This window comes from Thalassoglobus neptunius (genome assembly GCF_007859735.1).
Lineage (GTDB): Bacteria > Planctomycetota > Planctomycetia > Planctomycetales > Planctomycetaceae > Thalassoglobus > Thalassoglobus neptunius.
Window position 1 is genome coordinate 1 of record NZ_SIHI01000001.1, and the last position, 16,950, is coordinate 16,950.

A 16,950-nucleotide genomic window follows, 5' to 3' on the forward strand; every position below is an offset into this window, starting at 1 on the left:
ATTCAGGACTGGCGGATGACTTACAACCACCGCCGTCCGCACAGCTCTCTTGGAGGGTTGACGCCTGCCGAATTTTCGACTCAGTGTGCTTCCGTTCCAGAGAAGGTTCCGCCTACGGCTCCACCTTCTCCTCCACTCCAGCACACTGACTTACTTACCTAACCCCAACTCTCATAAGCCTGGTTCAAACTTCGGGGGCATTTCAATTCCACAGTACGTGGACGGTTTTCTTTTACATGTATTGTTTGTTCATGTTAAAGGAAAGAGTCATCGACTGGAAGAAAATTCGTTCGACTGGAAGTCAATTTATTCTGCTGAGACCGGTTGAAGAGTGGGAGCCGATGAGGGAGCTGTCACTGGCCAACCGAGTGCCCATTGCAGTTGAAACTGCGCGGAGTTGTATTCGATGACCGAGTTGAGATACGACCGTTCCGCGTTTTCCAGTGCACGGATCGATTGAAGGACCTCAATTGGCAATCCCTGTCCATCGCGGATTCTGCCGAGATCGCGCTCGAAGGCATCCATCGCGGTGGGAATCGCTTTTCGTGTGATTTCGATTCGTTCACTCCGATGCACGACTTGTGAGTAAGCCTCAACCACTTCTTGCGCGACTTGATCGAGCAATCGAATCTTTTCGTATTTCGCCTGTTCGATCTGGGCACACGCCGCACGACGTTGTGCTCGTTCGCCGAAGCAGAGGTTTCGAATTTCCCAGGTCACGATTGCGTCGAAATCGACACGGTTGTTGACGTTGTCGATCTCGGTACCGAGTCCTCCGCCGAAACCACTGTCGCTTAAACCTAATAACACGCTGGGAACGAATGGGCTATATTTCTGTCGCTGATATTGATCGCAGGCCGCCGCAACGAGAGCTTGTGCTTCCTTAAGTTCGGGACGATGAGCGAGCCCGGAGCTAATTAAAGATCCCTTGCTATGTTCCAGTGGAACGAGTGTGATGGGAATCACCGACGGCTCAACCGGGATAATACGACGGGAAGCGTCGACACTTAATTCCTGAGCGAGTCGACTTGCTGCGATGTCGGACAGTTCGCGAACTTCGGAAATTCGACTTTCGACCAGCGTCAGCTCTGTCGCCATTCGGTCAGCGTCGGCCTGCAGGCCCTGCCCCGTTGCTGCAAAGTCTGCAGTAAGCTTTGCCAGTTCTTGAGTCCTTGCTTTACTTTGATTCAAAACTGCGAGGTCTTGCTCAGCTTCAAGCAAGTTTAAGTAAGCCAAAGCAACTTCGAGGAGTTGCTGATTCTGCACGACATTGGCAGCATGTCCTTGAGCCCATGCGGTCTTCTGTGCAATTTGTGGCTGGAAAATTGCATCCGCCATGTGGAAGCGTGCGACGAGACCGGGAATGGGAGTTGTGCCAGCACCGGTTGCACCTGCTCCGAATCCGTATTGAAGAGACGAGCGATTCACATCGACGATGTCACCGTCGCTGGCTTGATAGTTTCCGTCATGGCGGTGGTAGCTGAATCCCGCTTGAATGGATGGAAGCCAGAGAACCTCAGCTTGCTCCAGTTCCGCATAAGCTTCCTGGACCCGCCAGCGAGCCAAACCGATCTCAGGGTTCTGACCACCCACCATTGCGAGTGCCGTTGCGAGGTGCATCGGCAATGCGTTGACGTATTGGGTGTCAGCTTCGGTTTCATTCTCGTCCGGAGCCGCAGGAAGCGGAACGAGTTTTTCGGGATCCGCTCCGGTCTGAAGAATCTCGGGAGTCTCGGAGTTGTTGTCGCTGGGAGCACTCGTGAGTTTTTGTTGTGTCGACGCAGGACGGCCGGCTTCCACTCCTAACTTTGGTCGTCGAGCGGAACCTGAAAGAGTGTTGTTTGGCGCATCGACTTCCGAACCGCTCTTGAGAGTCTGGTGAGACACTGCCTGGATACTCGTTGGCGATTGAATCTGCTGCTCACGAGTCTGTGTGTGATGTTCGAGAGTCGAAGGAAGCATCTTCGAACTGGCGACCGCTGGAACGTTCGAGGTTGGTTGCGTCTGTGTCGGCGCAGCTTTAGGGCCTTGGACTCGCTGTCGATCAGAAACCGCCTTTCCAACAGCTTGAGAGAGTTTCTGCGACCGAGGGTGTTGAGGAGCACTACCCTGAACAACTGCAGGATATTCGACTGTCTTTTGAGCGCCTGGATATCCAGTTGCGGTGCATCCAGCAAGAATCGCTGAACCACCAAGCATCCACAATTTCTTCATTGATTGACGCATCCCACCACCTTCTCAGAACCAAAAGCGCTTTCTGATCGTGTTGGTCGTATCGTCTATCCTGTTGTGACGAATGTGAGCAACTGGTCGATCTTGACGAACTTGCACGCTGTGATGTCTCGGCGTGACGGTTAGGTAAAGTGTGAGGGGCGTAGGGCTGGGCACTCACGCTTTTGGGGCGGACAGCCACAGCTCAGATTGCGGAACTGGGAATCTGTACTCGGATATTCAGAACGAGGGGCGAGTTTGTTGTGCTGAACCGGCAATCGATGCCGAAGCCTTCGTGATAAGCTTTGCGGGTTGATCCGGTTTTGTTGACGAATCTCCCGGTTCTGTCGGGTGTGTCGCTCTTGCGGGCCAATCTTGTTGTTTGGGTTGATCGGGTTTCGACGATGCTGGGGGTGGGGCGGCGTCGGGCTTTTGTTTCCACCGCACGTTCACAGCCAATCTTCCCATTGAGATGCGACATGAGAATCCACAACTTAATCCAATCGTTCTGTATCGGAGCCCTGTTGCTGGTCGCCAGAACAGGGTTTGCCCAGTCATATGGAATCGAACTCCACAACACTCTCATGCCCGCTTCTTCAGGGATGGGGGGGACCAGCCTTTCTCGTCCGCAGGATTCCATCTCTGCGACGAACGGCAACCCGGCGACACTCACGCAGTATCACGGAACGAACGTTACTTTTGGTGGGGCATTTGGTGACGCAAACTTCCGCATCAGACAACATGACGCATTTCCTAATCCCCCACTTGATCCCATCGTCACTCCCTACTCTGCGAAGTCCGACTACCCGGCAACTGTGCTTCCGAATATCGGACTGACGCAGCAATTAGAGATCATGGGAATGCCAATGATTACCGGGATCGCGTTTGTTGGAGACGCGGGAGCAGGGGTTGATTTTACTGATTCTCCAGAGTCCGGAGGCGCAGCCGCAGGGTTGACCTTCCTGACTGTCGTTGCCAGCGGTGCAACAGAAGTGACGGACAATCTTTCGGTCGGTGGTTCATTTCGATTTACCACGGGAACGCTCGATTCTCCCTTTGCCGGAGTTTCGAGAAACAGTCTCGACTATGGAGTCCGGGGAACATTCGGTGCGAACTATAACCTCGGATACAACACAACTGTGGGTGTCACTTACCAGACAAAGCAGGAATTCAACTTCAACAACGCTGTCTTGTTGAACCTCGGGAATGGCAACTTTGGTGGCCCTCAAGATGTCTCGCTGGATCTTCCCCGCAACGTTGGTTTCGGAGTTGCGAACTCAAGTCTGATGAATGGGAACCTGTTATTAGCTGTCGATGTGATTTGGAAGAACTGGGACGATGCGGACCTTTTCTCGCCGATTTATGATGATCAGTGGGTTGTTCAAGTGGGATCTCAGCTCACACATGGCCGACTGAAATATCGACTGGGTTATGCTTACGCCCAAAACCCAATTCAGTCTCCGCCCACGGTCGGATCGATTGGGGGAGTGACTCCTCCCGGTCTCTTGGCGGGCGTCGAATATGTTCAGGCTCAGCTGGCAGTGATCAACGAGCATCGACTGTCGGGAGGCCTTGGAATCCAGGACTTTCTTCCGGGAATCGACGTTGATTGTTCGATCGGGAAAATGTTCGGAGCCTCTCAAGATCTCGGAAGCACAACCGTCGATCTGAGTTCTTATTGGTTGACCTTCGGGGTGACCTGGCACTTCGACGGACCCGGACGAAGCAACAGTTGCCTCTGAGATCGTTCTTCGTTGGCTTGATAACAGGTCTTGATGAATCGACGATCAATCAAGATGTCGAAGCAGTCATAACTCGCTTAACATACTAATAAGAAGACCTCGACAGTCGCACGAAGGCACTGTCGAGGTCTTATCTATTATCCATCGGTCGAGGTGACTCGATGAGAACGCTCTCTATTTGTTAAACAGGAAGTGACAAATGTCCCCGTCCTGCATGATGTATTCTTTGCCTTCGATTCGCATTTTTCCTGCTTGTTTAATCGCAGATTCCTTCTCGTATTCAACAAGCTCGTCGATTCCATAAACTTCGACGCGGATGAATCCTTTTTCGAAGTCGGTGTGGATCACTCCGGCCGCCTGAGGCGCCGTCGCCCCGATTGGAATTGTCCAGGCGCGGACTTCTTTCTCTCCGGCCGTGAAGTAACTTTGAAGCCCGAGCGTCTGATAGGCAGCACGAGCAAGCATCGCAAGTGAAGGTTCTGCCAGCCCGACCGATTCCAGCATTTCTTTTCGGTCGTTTTCGTCGAGTTCAGCAATTTCGGACTCGATCTTGGCACACACTGGCACGACTTGGGCGCCGGTCTTATCGGCGAACTCCCGCAAACTCATGACAAGCGGACCTTCACCTGATAAATCGTCTTCGTCAACATTCGCGACATACAGAACTGGTTTTGCTGTTAACAGCCCGAACCCGTTGACGATTTTTTGCTCTTCTTTATTAAGCGCCATTTTGCGAAGTGGTTGCTCATCGTTGAGGTGAGCTTGGCACTTCTCGATTACGGCGACGCGTTTCTTGGCGTCAGCATCTCCGCTGCGGGCAGTTCGCTGAGCTTTTCCCAGCGAGTTATCCAGAGTCTGCATGTCCGCCAGCATCAACTCTGTTTCAATGATGTCGATGTCAGAGACCGGATCAACTTTGCCTGAGACGTGAGTGACGTCTTCATCTTCAAAGCATCGAACGACCTGAATGATGGCGTCGACTTCCCGAATGTGGCTGAGGAACTTGTTCCCCAATCCTTCTCCGACGCTGGCCCCTTTCACAATGCCCGCGATGTCGACGAGTTTCAGCGCCGCTGGAATGATCTTCTGAGGTTGAAAATAGTGGGCAATTGTTTCCAACCGGCTATCGGGAACGTTGACGATTCCCTCGTTCGGTTCGATGGTGCAGAAAGGGTAATTCGCGCTTTGTGCTGACTGGGAACATGTCAACGCATTAAACAGAGTGCTCTTGCCAACGTTTGGCAATCCAACAATTCCGGCTTCCATGGTCTGTACTCGTTCAATTCAGTGACAATCGTTAGTGATGCTGCCACTCAAATGGTTTCAGGAAAAAAAGCCTTACATGCGATGAACGATGCAAGGCTTTTCGAAAGTTCGGTCATGGACACCGACGACGAATTTCGTCGGTGTCCATGATGATCAGTCATGTCAGAAGATGTTGCGACTCGAGTTGGAGGTTCGCATTGACCGTGGTCACGCAGTCCGCGGATCGATTTTATCCGGGTCGACTCCCAAATCGCTGAGAACGCCAGACAACGCTCCCTTGTCGAATTCCCCTTCTTCAGCGAGTGCAGAGAGCGTAGCGAATGTCACGCATTCAGCATCAACTTCGAAGTGGCGACGAAGGACTTGTCGGGTGTCGCTGCGTCCAAAGCCATCCGTTCCGAGAACGACATATCTTCCGGGAATCCACTCTCGAATCTGGTCAGCGACCATTCGGATGTTGTCGCTGGAAGAGATGAATGGACCGTTTTGACCAGCGAGAGCTTCGGTCAGGAATGAGGTCTTAGGAGCCTCATTTGGATGCAGTGTATTCCATCGGTTCACGGACATTGCATCGCGACACAGCTCGCTGTAGCTCGTGACGCTCCAGACATCCGTTCCGATGTCGTATTTCTCTTTGAGGAGTGTTTGGGCTGCAAGAACCTCTTTAAGGATCGTTCCCGACCCGAACAATTGCGGCCGCTTCGACTGCTTTGGACCACTCTCAGTTGAGCTGAGATGGTACATCCCGCTCAGAATTCCCTGTTCGATGCCTTCCGCTTCTGGCATTGCAGGCATTTCATAAGCTTCATTGTAAACCGAGAGATAGTAGAAGATCTCTTCTCCCTGAGCATACATTCGGCGAAGTCCATCCTGAATGATGACGCACAACTCATACGCATAAGCAGGGTCGAACGCAAGCAGGTTCGGGACCGTCGCTGCCATGACGTGCGAATGTCCGTCTTCGTGCTGGAGTCCTTCTCCGTTGAGCGTTGTTCGTCCGGAAGTTCCCCCGACGAGGAATCCCTTCGTGCGGCTGTCGGCAGCACACCAGATCAGATCGCCAACTCGCTGGAACCCGAACATCGAGTAATAGATGTAAAACGGGATCATGTTCATTCCGAGATTGCTATAGGCAGTCCCGGCAGCGATAAACGAACTCATCGCCCCAGCTTCATTAATTCCTTCTTCCAGAACCTGACCGTCTTTGGCTTCTTTGTAGTACATCAGGTTCCCGCCGATGCGGTCGACTGGCTCGTACAACTGCCCTTTACTGGAATAGATTCCGAATGTGGAGAAGAACGATTCCATACCGAAGGTTCGAGCTTCATCCGGAATGATCGGGACGATTCGTTCCCCGATGCTTTTGTGACGCATCAATCCCTGCAGAATCGCACCGTAAGCCTGCGTTGTCGAAACGCCGCCTTTTCCGCCGGTACCTGCGAGTTGACGCTTGAATGACTTGTCATCCAGTCCGGGAACTTCGAGTCGCTCATCAGTCGGCTTTCGAGCTGGGACGTGTCCCCCAAGTTGCTCACGTCTCGACTTCAGGTAGGACATCTCGGGACTGTCATCATCCGGTCGATAGAACGGCATCTGATCGACGTCTTCCGTGGCGATCGGAATGTTGAATCGCTCTCGGAAGGAGTGCAGTTCTTCATTGTTCATCTTCTTGGAGTTGTGCGCGATCATACGACCTTCACCCGCTTCACCAAGTCCATATCCCTTGATGGTTTTCGCGAGGATGACCGTCGGCGCACCTTTGTGGCTGACCGCAGCCTGATACGCAGCGAAGACCTTCTCTGGGTCGTGGCCACCGCGTTTCAACTTCTCAAGTTGATCGTCAGAGAGGTGATCGACCAGATCGAACAACTCCTCATCCGCTCCAAAGAAGTGTTCGCGAATATATTCGCCGCCCGCGACCACGTACTTTTGATACTGGCCGTCGACGATTTCGCCAACACGCTTCACAAGCTTCCCGTTAAAGTCGCGAGAGAAGAGGCTGTCCCAATCTCCTCCCCAAACAACTTTAATGCAGTTCCAACCAGCACCTCGGAACGCACCTTCCAGTTCTTGAATGATCTTGCCGTTTCCACGAACAGGACCATCAAGACGCTGCAGATTGCAGTTCACCACCCAGACAAGATTGTCGAGATGCTCTCGCGATGCCAATGTGATCGCTCCCAGTGATTCTGGCTCGTCGATCTCCCCATCGCCCAGGAATGCCCACACCTTCGATTTCGAGGTGTCCATCAAGCCGCGATGCTCCATGTATCGCAAGAATCGGGCATGATAAATGGAACAGATCGGACCCAGCCCCATGGAAACCGTTGGGAATTGCCAGAAGTCCGGCATCAGCCACGGATGCGGATAGGACGACAATCCAGATCCGCGTGGAACTTCCTGTCGAAAGTTTTCAAGTTCCGATTCGTTCAATCGGCCTTCCATGAACGCTCGAGCGTACATCCCTGGCGAGGCATGTCCCTGGAAATAGACCATGTCACCAGTGTGGTCTTCAGTACGAGCATGGAAGAAGTGGTTGTAGGCAACTTCGTAGAGAGTGGCCGAAGATGCATAGGTCGAAATATGACCGCCAACTCCACCTGTGGGATCATCAACAGATGTTTTCTTGTTAGCACGAACCACCATCGCCATCGCATTCCAGCGAATGAGCGACTTGATCCGCCGTTCCATGTCGAGATTGCCCGGATAGCGAGGCTGTTCTTCGACAGGAATTGTGTTGATGTAAGGAGTCGTCAATTCAAACGGCATCATCACACCGCGGTGATAAGCACGTTCGCGAAGCTGGACCAGCAGGTGTTCCGTACGCTCCGGACCGTAGCGGTGGAGAACATCTTCCAGCGATTGATACCATTCTTCCAGCTCGATAGGGTCAATCCCCTCGATCAAGCCTTCCGCTGATTGCACGAGATCATCGGTTGCCATACATCACTCTCTTCGTTTGACCGCACTTAACAATTCTGATCATGACTGCGATCGGAATGGATTTGTCTACTCCGATGTGTTGCGGAGATCCGCACTGGACGTAATGCGCAGAGTCTAACAGGCAAGTCGAGACGCATCATCCTCCAGATTCACAAGAATTCGCATCCGGACGATTCTTGACTCTAAGAAAGAGGGCGATTACCCTCTCCCACATCACGGATTCACGAAAAACCGTCCCAATCAGTATTTTCGTGCCCAGATTTGGTCAACACAACCGAGTCGACTTGCCGAAATCAAAAGAGCCTCGAAAGTCATCGGTTTTGAAACCCAACACCACGATTGGCGAAGCAGAAACTCAACGAGGCAGACGATTCTGAGATCAAGACCTCAAATTCGTCTCCAAACAAAAAACTCGGGGGGATTAGCTCAGTTGGGAGAGCGCTTGCATGGCATGCAAGAGGTCAGGGGTTCAAGTCCCCTATCCTCCACTTTACTAAGTTCTTGCTGAGACGCTTCTTGCGTCGACCGCCAATCTTCGATGTGTGCAGCAGAACCTTGATGTTGACCCTTTTTGCGGGGGTCAACGGTCCCAAATCAAGGAGCCTGCGCGATGGCACCACATCAATTCCGCGTCCCCAATCTCTGTCTCCACAAATCCTCCGGCCAAGCCTACGCGAAGTGGAAAGGGAAGCGGACTTACTTCGGAAAATGGAACTCTCCAGAAGCCATTGAGAAGTACGAAACCTTCATTGCAGAACTCCGACGTCTCCATGACGGAACGGGAGAACTCAATACAACGATTCGTTTACTCAGTATCGAATTCATGCGGCATGCTGCCGACTACTATCTCCATCCGGATGGTTCCCCGACTTCGGAACTTGCCTGTTATCGAGCAGTGTTGAAGGCGCTCGTTCACCTCTTCGGCGAACATCTGACTTGCGAGTTCGATCCCGCGAAGCTGATTTGTCTGCAAGAAGAATTTGCCAGAAACCACGCTCGGACGACGATCAATCGAAACATTTCCCGAATCCGATACGTATTCGGATGGGGAGTCATTAAAAACCTCGTCCCAACTTCCGTCCCTGATAAACTCAAGTTCGTTCCTCCCCTGAAATTGGGGCGGACGAAGGCGCGAGAACCAGAACCGGTTGCCTCCGTTCCTCTTGAGGTCATTAATCGGACTCTGCCAGGTCTGTCACCTTCGATTCGAGGAATGGTCCAGTTGCAGTTGAAGACTGCCGCTCGTCCGTCTGAGATCCGTTTACTCAAGGTTGGCGATCTCGATACGTCCGGAGAGGTCTGGATTTATTGTCCGGGGCGACACAAGAATTCATTTCGGGGGAAGTCTCGAATCATTACCGTCGGTCCAAAAGGGCAACAAATTCTCACTAGCGCTATGATCGGAAAAGAACCGGGAGACTACGTCTTCGCTCCAGACAATGCGACTCCGACTAAACCCTACACACTTGCTGCATACCGACGGGCCATTACACGCGTCTGTGATCGTCTGGCTCTTCCACGTTGGACACCGAATCAGCTCCGGCACACAGCAGCGACGGAGATCTGCAAATCCTTCGATCAGGATGCTTCTCGGACGGTCCTCGGCCACACTGACAAGTCGACGACGGAGATCTACCTCGATCGAGACGTTTCGCGAGCCGCAGAGATCATGTTAGCGATCGGGTAGCGAGTCTCGTTAACTAACTGTCGTCTAAAGTCATCGATATTCATTCTCGGACGCTAAGATTTCCTGGGTCTGAAATGCCCCCGAAGTTTGAACCAGGCTTATGAGAGTTGGGGTTAGGTAAGTAAGTCAGTGTGCTGGAGTGGAGGAGAAGGTGGAGCCGTAGGCGGAACCTTCTCTGGAACGGAAGCACACTGAGTCGAAAATTCGGCAGGCGTCAACCCTCCAAGAGAGCTGTGCGGACGGCGGTGGTTGTAAGTCATCCGCCAGTCCTGAATACGGTAAGCTGAATGGCGAGTACCGCTCACAGATGACCAGGACAGAACTCGAAACAAAAGGATACGGCAGACGCTGGCTTGTGGAATCATTCATGAGCGGATTGAAGCGAACCACAGGTGCCGCACTCTCAGCCAGAAGCGAGAAAGCCCTGTTCGTCGAAGCCGCCCTCAAAGTCCTCGCCTACGCCCTGAGGCGTTAGCCCACGATCAAAACCTGTGATTTGTTTTCAACACAGCAAATGATCTCGACAACACCTCTGTCGCTGGTGAAGTTTGCTTTTCCATGAGATCAACCCTCGACCCGATTCAACCTCGATGTAGAATGATTCCTGATGAAATCAATTCAGCGGAGCGAAGTCGTTCTGTGAATCCGTGAAGAATACAGGTGTTGAGAAAGGAATCGATGAATGGCTGGTCGTGGGAGCGGCGGAAATGTCATCGCAGCATTGTGCAGTTTTTTTATCCCCGGACTGGGACAACTCCTTCAGGGACGTCCGTTCGTTGGACTGATCCATCTGGCAATCGATCTGTTGCTGTGGATGTTCATGCTGGGATGGCTGATGCACATTTATTCTGCGTATTCAGCAGCTGTCTTCGATCCCTATCGACTCGACTGATTAACACATCCGCTGTCGGAATCTCCGCAACCTGAATACACTCAGGCGATGGGGCTGATGCTCTTCTGAATTACAAGCTCTCTGGCTCAGAAGGATCGTCTTTACCACGATCGGGCTTCAACTCAGTTTGCAGGATCGAAACCTTCTTCGGAATCGATCCCGCAGCCCAGACCGGGGCGACGCGAATCGTCCAGTGTGTCTCTTGAGGGAGAATCGTCGCTTCGGTCACTCGCCCACAGTAGATGGGAAGAGACGAAAGAGAAGCAGCAAGGTCCGTATAGACTAAGTCTCCAACCGCGACCGGCTCCGTCCCTTTGACTTCAAGAATCCGACAGTCTTCTCCGGTTCCCTCGAGAATTCCGGACGACCCGACGACGAGACCAAGTTCCGATTCACGAACAAGTCGGACAGCCATTCGAAACTGTGGATCGAAGATTGGTTGAACGACCGTTGTCCAGCGTCCCACCTGATGAGTTCGCCCCAGGAGCGCACGCCCGGTTGTGACCAGCCGGTCGAGCCGAATGTCTGCATTCTCTCCCTGATCAATCAGCAATCCAGGCTGTTCGAGAACGAGTTCCTCGCTGGAAATTCCGTGACGGCTTCCAGCTGAGACCAGCAGCGAAACCGTCATCGATGATTCTTCGCCCGTTACTCCCAGAACGTTGGCGTCGATGGCGCGTGTCTTCAGGAGCGATGAAGTCGGCGAAGGCGGAGTCACCTCCGGAACTTGTCGAAGCCGTTCGTTTTCGCGTTGCAGTTGCGCAATCTGAGTCTGGAGATCTCGTCTCTCCGCTTTGAAACGTTCGGCAGCTGCCTTGTCTTGCTGGTGTTCCTCGATCGGTGAATGCGACGCTTGAAACAACGACGAGACCGAACTCTCGGCTTTCTGAATTCCCTGCAACGTTAATCCGGCAGCATCTCCGAGAAACGTCCGCAGCTGCCCCTTCCAGTGAGTTGGACCGACGTGCAAGAGGAGTGCGAAGACGACCCAGCCAACGAAACAGAATATCGGATGTCTCCACGAAGCGGGCATTGGTTCGTCAGGTACTCAAGTTCTGAAGTGGGAAAAGGAGCAAACACATCATCTGTTCAGACGAATGAATTCGGTTCAAAACCCTGCTCCTTCGGTTTGGAACTTCTTTCGCCAATAGTGAAGATGCTCAAGACAGATGGCGGTTCCTCGAGCGACTGTCGTCAGGGGTTCGTCATCAACTCGAACTGGAATGCCCAGATGTTCCTGGAAGAACTGACCAGCATTGCGAAGTAGTGCCCCGCCGCCGGTCAGCACGAGACCAGTGTCCGCGAGATCACCGATCAGTTCTGGATCGCATCCTTCGATGGTCAGCTTGATACTTCCGACAATTTTCCACAGACACTCGACAAGTGCCTCGCGGATTTCTTCACTCGTGATTGTTGCCTTCCGCGGGATTCCGCTGATTCCATCAAGCCCGCGAACTTCGGTATTGAGTTCCGAAGCAAGCGGCGCGGCACTCCCGATTTCAATTTTGATTTGCTCCGCCGTTCCGATCCCGATTCTCAACGAGTAACGCTGGCGAATGTAGTCACGAATGGCTTCGTTCATCTCATCGCCCGCAACACGTGTCGACTGGCTGGCGACGATTTCGCCCAGGCTGAGAATGGCGGTTTCCGTTGTTCCGCCTCCAATATCACAGATCATATTGGCAAGCGGTTCGGAGATCGGAAGGCCAGCACCGATGCTGGCGGCTTTGGCTTCTTCGATGAGATAGATTCGACCGGCCCCGGCCCGCTCGGCCGAATTGAACACGGCTCGTTTCTCGACAGGAGAAATTTCCGAAGGAACAGCGATGACAACACGCGGTCGGAGCCCTCCCTTCGGAGGAGCGGCCTTGCGAATAAAGTAGTTGAGCATCTGCTCGCACAGGTGAAAGTCGGTGATCACTCCATGCTTGATCGGCCGCACAGCTTCAATCGAACCGGGAGTCCGGCCGACCATCTGCTTCGCAAGTTTCCCGATTGCAGCCCCTCTTCCCAGAATCTGGCGAGTCTCTTTCGATCGAGCGACGATCGTTGGCTCATTCAATACGACACCCTGCCCCCGTAAGGTGATCAAAGTGTTCACCGTACCGAGGTCAATTCCGAGATCGGGGCAAAGCCAGTCGCGCAGCCGATTGAGCATCCCTGCAGAGTGTCCATCCATGGTTTCGAGAGGAAGGACAAGTTGTATCGTGATTCCCGCTACGGCGGCAAGACGGAAACGACAACAAGCATGATCACTTGTCCACCTCTCGAAAATCGGGCCTCTTCTTCACTGACCTATTGGACTCGGCACGAGCCACCACAGTTCTCGTCTCCGAAAACGAAATCGGGCAAGTGCACAGGTCAGAGCAACTTGCTCTAAAACTCGCCCAACACATTTCCGTCGGAGCGTTCGCCGAGCCAGCGGAAGGTGTTGTAGTCCACATTCTCACTCAAGAAATGGACCGATCCATCAGCCAGCAGAAACTGAATTCCACCGACGTGGTTCGATGAGAAGTTAACGATGTGATTGGTCGAGTTGGGAGTGTGGTGCATCTGCATTCCGCCCATGCCGCCTCCCATTCCACCACCCATGCCTCCGCCCATACTCATCATTTGCCCCACATGTCCGAGAACAAGCGAAGCTGGACCTTCATCCGCCATCATCATCATTCCGGAAGAACGCATCGCGCCGGGGATCGCTGCATACCAGGTTGAGTTGGCAGCGACAGACGGGACTGATCGGTCGAAATGGTGAGTCGAAGCACGTTCACCGACCAGCATTGTGTTGGAAAGCCCGTCGGTCACGTCTCGAAATCGCGTGCTGCTGTTGCGATAGAAAACTCCTGCAGGATTGGGTTGTCCGGGACTCATCGTGACGCTTCCGTACCCAAACACTCCCACGAAGTTTGATTTGCTCAGTTGAACAGTCCCGGCGGTTCCGTCAACCGTGAACTGCATCGGGCCGGGATCAGACGGGCAAGTGAACGCGGAAATGGGAGTGGCTGCGCTAGCGAGGTTTGCTGCGTCATCAGCATTCAACTCAAAGTTGATCTGTTGGTAGAGTGCAGCCATTTCGAGCTGAGGCAGAATCATCGTTCCCCATGCGAAGTTCGGGCCGGCTTCGGCCGAAGCGGGATCGCCAGCTTGCACATCTCGAGTGATGTAGCCCGGCGGCAGAACATTCGCAAAGTCATGGTAATTGTGAAGTGCGAGACCGAGTTGTCTGAGATTGTTTTTGCACTGCGTTCGACGAGCTGCCTCACGGGCCTGTTGAACAGCAGGAAGAAGAAGTGCAATTAAGATGGCGATAATGGCAATCACCACAAGAAGTTCAATAAGTGTAAAAGCGCGACGGCGCTGTCTGCGAGAAAACATCTTTCCCTCCGAAAGTTGAGTCCCTGTCCAGCAACACTGGATCAGGGAAGTAGAATTGAGTTCGAATTGAAGCCTTCGAGCTCAACACTTCGGAGGAGGTGGATCAATGGGATCGACTCGACAAACAAGCTGTTCGTCGATGAGGGCACAGGAACTTCTCACCGGTCGATTCGAGCACCCTCCTGGAGAACTCGAAAGAATACGCGGCTCACAGTTCAGAACAAACAGAACCGACATCGGGGTTCCGCACCGGCAACTTCGCACTGAAACGGGATGGCTCGATTCCGAGCTCTGCTCACTTTCACCCGAGCAACACGAGGTCGATGAATTTGACGTTGAGCAACAACACTTCCCGTTCGACGTCCCGCCAGAACAGCACATGCTTTCCGTTTGACGATTCTTTGAACTGCACGTACACGTCTGCTGTCGGGTCGAAAACCCGACGCTGGTCAAGCAAATCCACACCGTCAGCGCGAAGAATGCGATTCGATCAAATGATGTCCTTCGTCGCAGACGCTGCATTATGAAGTCTAAAGCTTTCCTGAAACGGGCGAGTACTCGACGAGCATCCGGGAAGATCGCTGTGCTCGTCAGGATGCGAGACCACCATCACATGAGTGTACACCACCGAGCATCCCGCTCAAACACTCCACTCGCGACTCAAAGGCATTGTCAAATCTTGTAGAGAACTCCCTCAACGACGCTCTAAACGTTTTTTTAAGGAGTCGAAGCCGCCTGAGAGATCACTAGGCGATCCTGTCTTGAAACGAGTTCGAACGGCAATCAGTTTTATTCTCACCAGTCGAGAGCCATTTGCAATGGTTTCCTGTTCATAGGAAACGATCACCATCCCGACGGAAACGCATCGTCTTGAATTGGAATCTCATCGGGACTGCTTCAACAGTTCTTGTACGAATTGCGAATGAGAACCCTGAAAGACCTCGCCGAAGAACAGCCTAAAGCTGGGCGCTCGGCTCAGACTTCGTTTCGCGAATCCGTGTTCTCAGAAGCGTTTGAAGTCCGAAAATCGATTCGAAAAACTGCCGGTTTCTTCGTAGAGAAATCTGCTCCACGGACAAGTCATCAATCACCGGGACCGAAATCACCAGTCGATTTCGATTGCGCGTACACGTGATTTCTTTCACCCGTTGCGTTCTCGACGCATCCAGTGCGATGGCAATTCGCAAAATGGCGGCAAGTTTCGAGACAGCCACTCGGCGGTATCGATCAAGAGCGGCGTAAGTCTGATGGCTTGGTTTGGGAAGAGCCCGGCGATGGTACCGAGCGACCAGAGCGACCAGATTCAAGTCATCCGAAGTCAATCCGAACAGGCTGCTGTTCATGATCAAATACATCGAGTGCTTATGAACACTCGACTCACTGATGAACGTTCCAATTTCATGAAGGAGGGCCGCGACATACAGGAACGTTTCGAAGCGTTCATCCAGTTCATGCTCAGCTTGCAACTGACGAAACAATTGTCGACAGAGATCGGCAACACACGCAGCATGATCTTTGTCGACGTGATATTTCTCCGCCAGTTTCCAGGCAGAACGAATAATCTGTGATTGAAACTCCGCGCTCCAGTTTCCTCCGTCTGCCAGATCTCGAATGAGTCCATCTCGCAGATTGACGTTGGAGATCAAAACGGTCTCGACACCCAGAAGCTCGGCGAGCGTGAGATTGATCAGCAAAGCGGGAGCGATCGTTTCCGCTTCGGGAAACGACAGCTGATAGCGTGAAACAAGCGTCTCTTCCCGCTTCGTGAAGAGGAAGTCTGTGAACTCAGACAGATCGGAGCGAGAGATTTGAGTCAGCTTCTCATCACTGACCTGTTCTTTCGAAATCTGACTGGCAGCGAATCGAATATCCCCTCCCATCGCAACCATGATCGCGGGGACGTCCGGCTGAATCAGTTCGGTGAGCGGTTCAAGATGGCTGCGAATTTCTGTGAGCATCACGCGCCGCATCCGCTCTCTCGGAACGTTGTATGCAGCCAGAGTCTGTTGCATTCGCAGCGACCCCAAACGAAACGCTTGCGAGTGAGAGACGTTGCCCTGATTCAGAAGCAGCATCTCTGTGCTTCCACCGCCCACTTCCACAACAAAAGCTTGCGACTCGAAAAGCTCCGGCGTCGCCCGCAGCAGCGGTTGAACGCCACGGTACGTCACTCGATGAAGTTCGGCAGCATCGAGTGTCTCAACGAACAACCCTGTCGCGACGAAAATTCTGTCGACGAATGTCATTCGGTTCAGAGCTTCACGAACCGCACTCGTCGCGATCACTCGAATGTCTTCAGGTCGGACAATGGAGTATTCATCGAGTTTTCGTCGATAATCCTTGAGTGTCGCAACGCACTCCTCCATCGTCGAACGGGCAATCTCGCCGTTCGTGAAGGTATCTTTCCCGAGCGCAACTCCCTGAGAAAGCGATTCTAGCAGACGGACTTCGCCTTCCCCGCTGATCTCGGCAATCGCCATTCGAATCGACGTTGTCCCGACATCAATCACAGCGACCGTTCGGATTCGCCCAGTTGTCGTCCGGTGAATTGTGCTCACGTGCTGCCTCCTGACCATTTCTCTCCCGAGCAGATCGAACGCGTTCGCTGAGAGCACATCGAGAATGACTGGCGCATGCGCCCATCACCATTCGATGGCCGCTTCCTGGACGTTTCCTCTCACAAACCTGTGAGTTTCTTCGTCCGCGTGCATTCTCATCAGCTCAAAGCATGCTCGAGTTCTGCAACTTCCGGCACATCATAGAAAATGGGAGACCAGATCGCCCCTGAATTTCGAACAAGATTTTTAGAGCAGCCCAAATGTATTGTCAGTTCG

The 16,950-nt window shown here is 52.9% G+C and carries 13 protein-coding genes and 1 tRNA gene; 6 read left to right on the top strand and 8 right to left on the bottom strand.

The genetic code is table 11. The features are described from left to right. Positions 1-162 carry an integrase core domain-containing protein gene (locus KOR42_RS27740; protein ID WP_390620856.1) on the top strand — a complete coding sequence of 54 codons (162 nt, stop codon included), beginning with the start codon at positions 1-3 and terminating at the stop codon, positions 160-162. Between the two features lie 144 nt (positions 163-306). Here the strand turns inward: KOR42_RS27740 and KOR42_RS00010 are convergent, their stop codons facing one another. Beyond that, positions 307-2,226 carry a TolC family protein gene (locus KOR42_RS00010; RefSeq protein WP_197440715.1) on the bottom strand — a complete coding sequence of 640 codons (1,920 nt, stop codon included), beginning with the start codon at positions 2,224-2,226 and terminating at the stop codon, positions 307-309. 464 nt (positions 2,227-2,690) lie between these two features. Between KOR42_RS00010 and KOR42_RS00015 the strand changes: the two genes are divergently transcribed. Further along, positions 2,691-3,953 (top strand): OmpP1/FadL family transporter, encoded by a 1,263-nt coding sequence (locus KOR42_RS00015; protein WP_146506591.1) that lies wholly within the window; start codon positions 2,691-2,693, stop codon positions 3,951-3,953. A 174-nt stretch (positions 3,954-4,127) separates the two neighbouring features. Here the strand turns inward: KOR42_RS00015 and ychF are convergent, their stop codons facing one another. Beyond that, on the bottom strand, positions 4,128-5,219 hold the full coding sequence (ychF, locus tag KOR42_RS00020; RefSeq protein WP_146506592.1) for a redox-regulated ATPase YchF: 1,092 nt from the start codon (positions 5,217-5,219) through the stop codon (positions 4,128-4,130). 207 nt (positions 5,220-5,426) lie between these two features. Further along, on the bottom strand, positions 5,427-8,162 hold the full coding sequence (gene aceE / locus KOR42_RS00025; protein ID WP_146506593.1) for a pyruvate dehydrogenase (acetyl-transferring), homodimeric type: 2,736 nt from the start codon (positions 8,160-8,162) through the stop codon (positions 5,427-5,429). A 415-nt stretch (positions 8,163-8,577) separates the two neighbouring features. Between aceE and KOR42_RS00030 the strand changes: the two genes are divergently transcribed. Both KOR42_RS00030 and KOR42_RS00035 read left to right on the top strand, forming a co-directional pair. Next, positions 8,578-8,650, top strand: a tRNA-Ala gene (locus KOR42_RS00030). Between the two features lie 122 nt (positions 8,651-8,772). Next, a complete protein-coding gene (locus KOR42_RS00035) occupies positions 8,773-9,849 on the top strand; it encodes a tyrosine-type recombinase/integrase (RefSeq protein ID WP_146506594.1) in 1,077 nt (358 codons plus the stop codon). 113 nt (positions 9,850-9,962) lie between these two features. Here the strand turns inward: KOR42_RS00035 and KOR42_RS27630 are convergent, their stop codons facing one another. Further along, positions 9,963-10,214 carry an integrase core domain-containing protein gene (locus KOR42_RS27630; RefSeq protein WP_146506595.1) on the bottom strand — a complete coding sequence of 84 codons (252 nt, stop codon included), beginning with the start codon at positions 10,212-10,214 and terminating at the stop codon, positions 9,963-9,965. On the opposite strand from KOR42_RS27630, the gene KOR42_RS26360 reads away from it, so the two are divergent. Both KOR42_RS26360 and KOR42_RS00045 read left to right on the top strand, forming a co-directional pair. Further along, positions 10,157-10,324 carry a transposase gene (locus tag KOR42_RS26360; RefSeq protein WP_146506652.1) on the top strand — a complete coding sequence of 56 codons (168 nt, stop codon included), beginning with the start codon at positions 10,157-10,159 and terminating at the stop codon, positions 10,322-10,324. The two genes, KOR42_RS27630 and KOR42_RS26360, sit on opposite strands and share 58 nt — an antisense overlap. A 207-nt stretch (positions 10,325-10,531) precedes the next feature. Then, a complete protein-coding gene (locus KOR42_RS00045; RefSeq protein ID WP_146506596.1) occupies positions 10,532-10,741 on the top strand; it encodes a hypothetical protein in 210 nt (69 codons plus the stop codon). A 70-nt stretch (positions 10,742-10,811) separates the two neighbouring features. Here the strand turns inward: KOR42_RS00045 and mreC are convergent, their stop codons facing one another. The 4 genes from mreC to KOR42_RS00065 form a co-directional block, all read right to left on the bottom strand. Beyond that, on the bottom strand, positions 10,812-11,774 hold the full coding sequence (gene mreC / locus KOR42_RS00050) for a rod shape-determining protein MreC (RefSeq protein WP_146506597.1): 963 nt from the start codon (positions 11,772-11,774) through the stop codon (positions 10,812-10,814). A 75-nt stretch (positions 11,775-11,849) separates the two neighbouring features. After that, entirely contained in the window at positions 11,850-12,899 is a 1,050-nt protein-coding gene (gene mreB, locus KOR42_RS00055; RefSeq protein WP_146506598.1) for a rod shape-determining protein, read from the bottom strand. 218 nt (positions 12,900-13,117) lie between these two features. Continuing rightward, positions 13,118-14,116, bottom strand: coding sequence for a DUF1559 domain-containing protein (locus KOR42_RS00060; RefSeq protein ID WP_146506599.1), 999 nt, complete (start codon positions 14,114-14,116; stop codon positions 13,118-13,120). A gap of 956 nt (positions 14,117-15,072) precedes the next feature. Continuing rightward, the gene (locus KOR42_RS00065) at positions 15,073-16,674 is read right to left on the bottom strand and encodes a Ppx/GppA phosphatase family protein (protein WP_197440717.1); all 1,602 of its coding nucleotides are present in this window, start codon (positions 16,672-16,674) and stop codon (positions 15,073-15,075) included. Positions 16,675-16,950: the final 276 nt, after the last annotated feature.

What these genes read in the sequence shown, in the direction of transcription:
- ychF (WP_146506592.1), bottom strand. Translation starts at nt 5,219, where the DNA reads ATGGAAGCCGGAATTGTTGGATTGCCAAACGTTGGCAAGAGCACTCTG.
- KOR42_RS00035 (WP_146506594.1), top strand. Translation starts at nt 8,773, where the DNA reads ATGGCACCACATCAATTCCGCGTCCCCAATCTCTGTCTCCACAAATCC.
- aceE (WP_146506593.1), bottom strand. Translation starts at nt 8,162, where the DNA reads ATGGCAACCGATGATCTCGTGCAATCAGCGGAAGGCTTGATCGAGGGG.
- KOR42_RS27630 (WP_146506595.1), bottom strand. Translation starts at nt 10,214, where the DNA reads ATGATTCCACAAGCCAGCGTCTGCCGTATCCTTTTGTTTCGAGTTCTG.
- mreB (WP_146506598.1), bottom strand. Translation starts at nt 12,899, where the DNA reads ATGCTCAATCGGCTGCGCGACTGGCTTTGCCCCGATCTCGGAATTGAC.
- KOR42_RS00010 (WP_197440715.1), bottom strand. Translation starts at nt 2,226, where the DNA reads ATGCGTCAATCAATGAAGAAATTGTGGATGCTTGGTGGTTCAGCGATT.
- KOR42_RS26360 (WP_146506652.1), top strand. Translation starts at nt 10,157, where the DNA reads ATGACCAGGACAGAACTCGAAACAAAAGGATACGGCAGACGCTGGCTT.
- KOR42_RS00045 (WP_146506596.1), top strand. Translation starts at nt 10,532, where the DNA reads ATGGCTGGTCGTGGGAGCGGCGGAAATGTCATCGCAGCATTGTGCAGT.
- mreC (WP_146506597.1), bottom strand. Translation starts at nt 11,774, where the DNA reads ATGCCCGCTTCGTGGAGACATCCGATATTCTGTTTCGTTGGCTGGGTC.
- KOR42_RS00060 (WP_146506599.1), bottom strand. Translation starts at nt 14,116, where the DNA reads ATGTTTTCTCGCAGACAGCGCCGTCGCGCTTTTACACTTATTGAACTT.
- KOR42_RS00015 (WP_146506591.1), top strand. Translation starts at nt 2,691, where the DNA reads ATGAGAATCCACAACTTAATCCAATCGTTCTGTATCGGAGCCCTGTTG.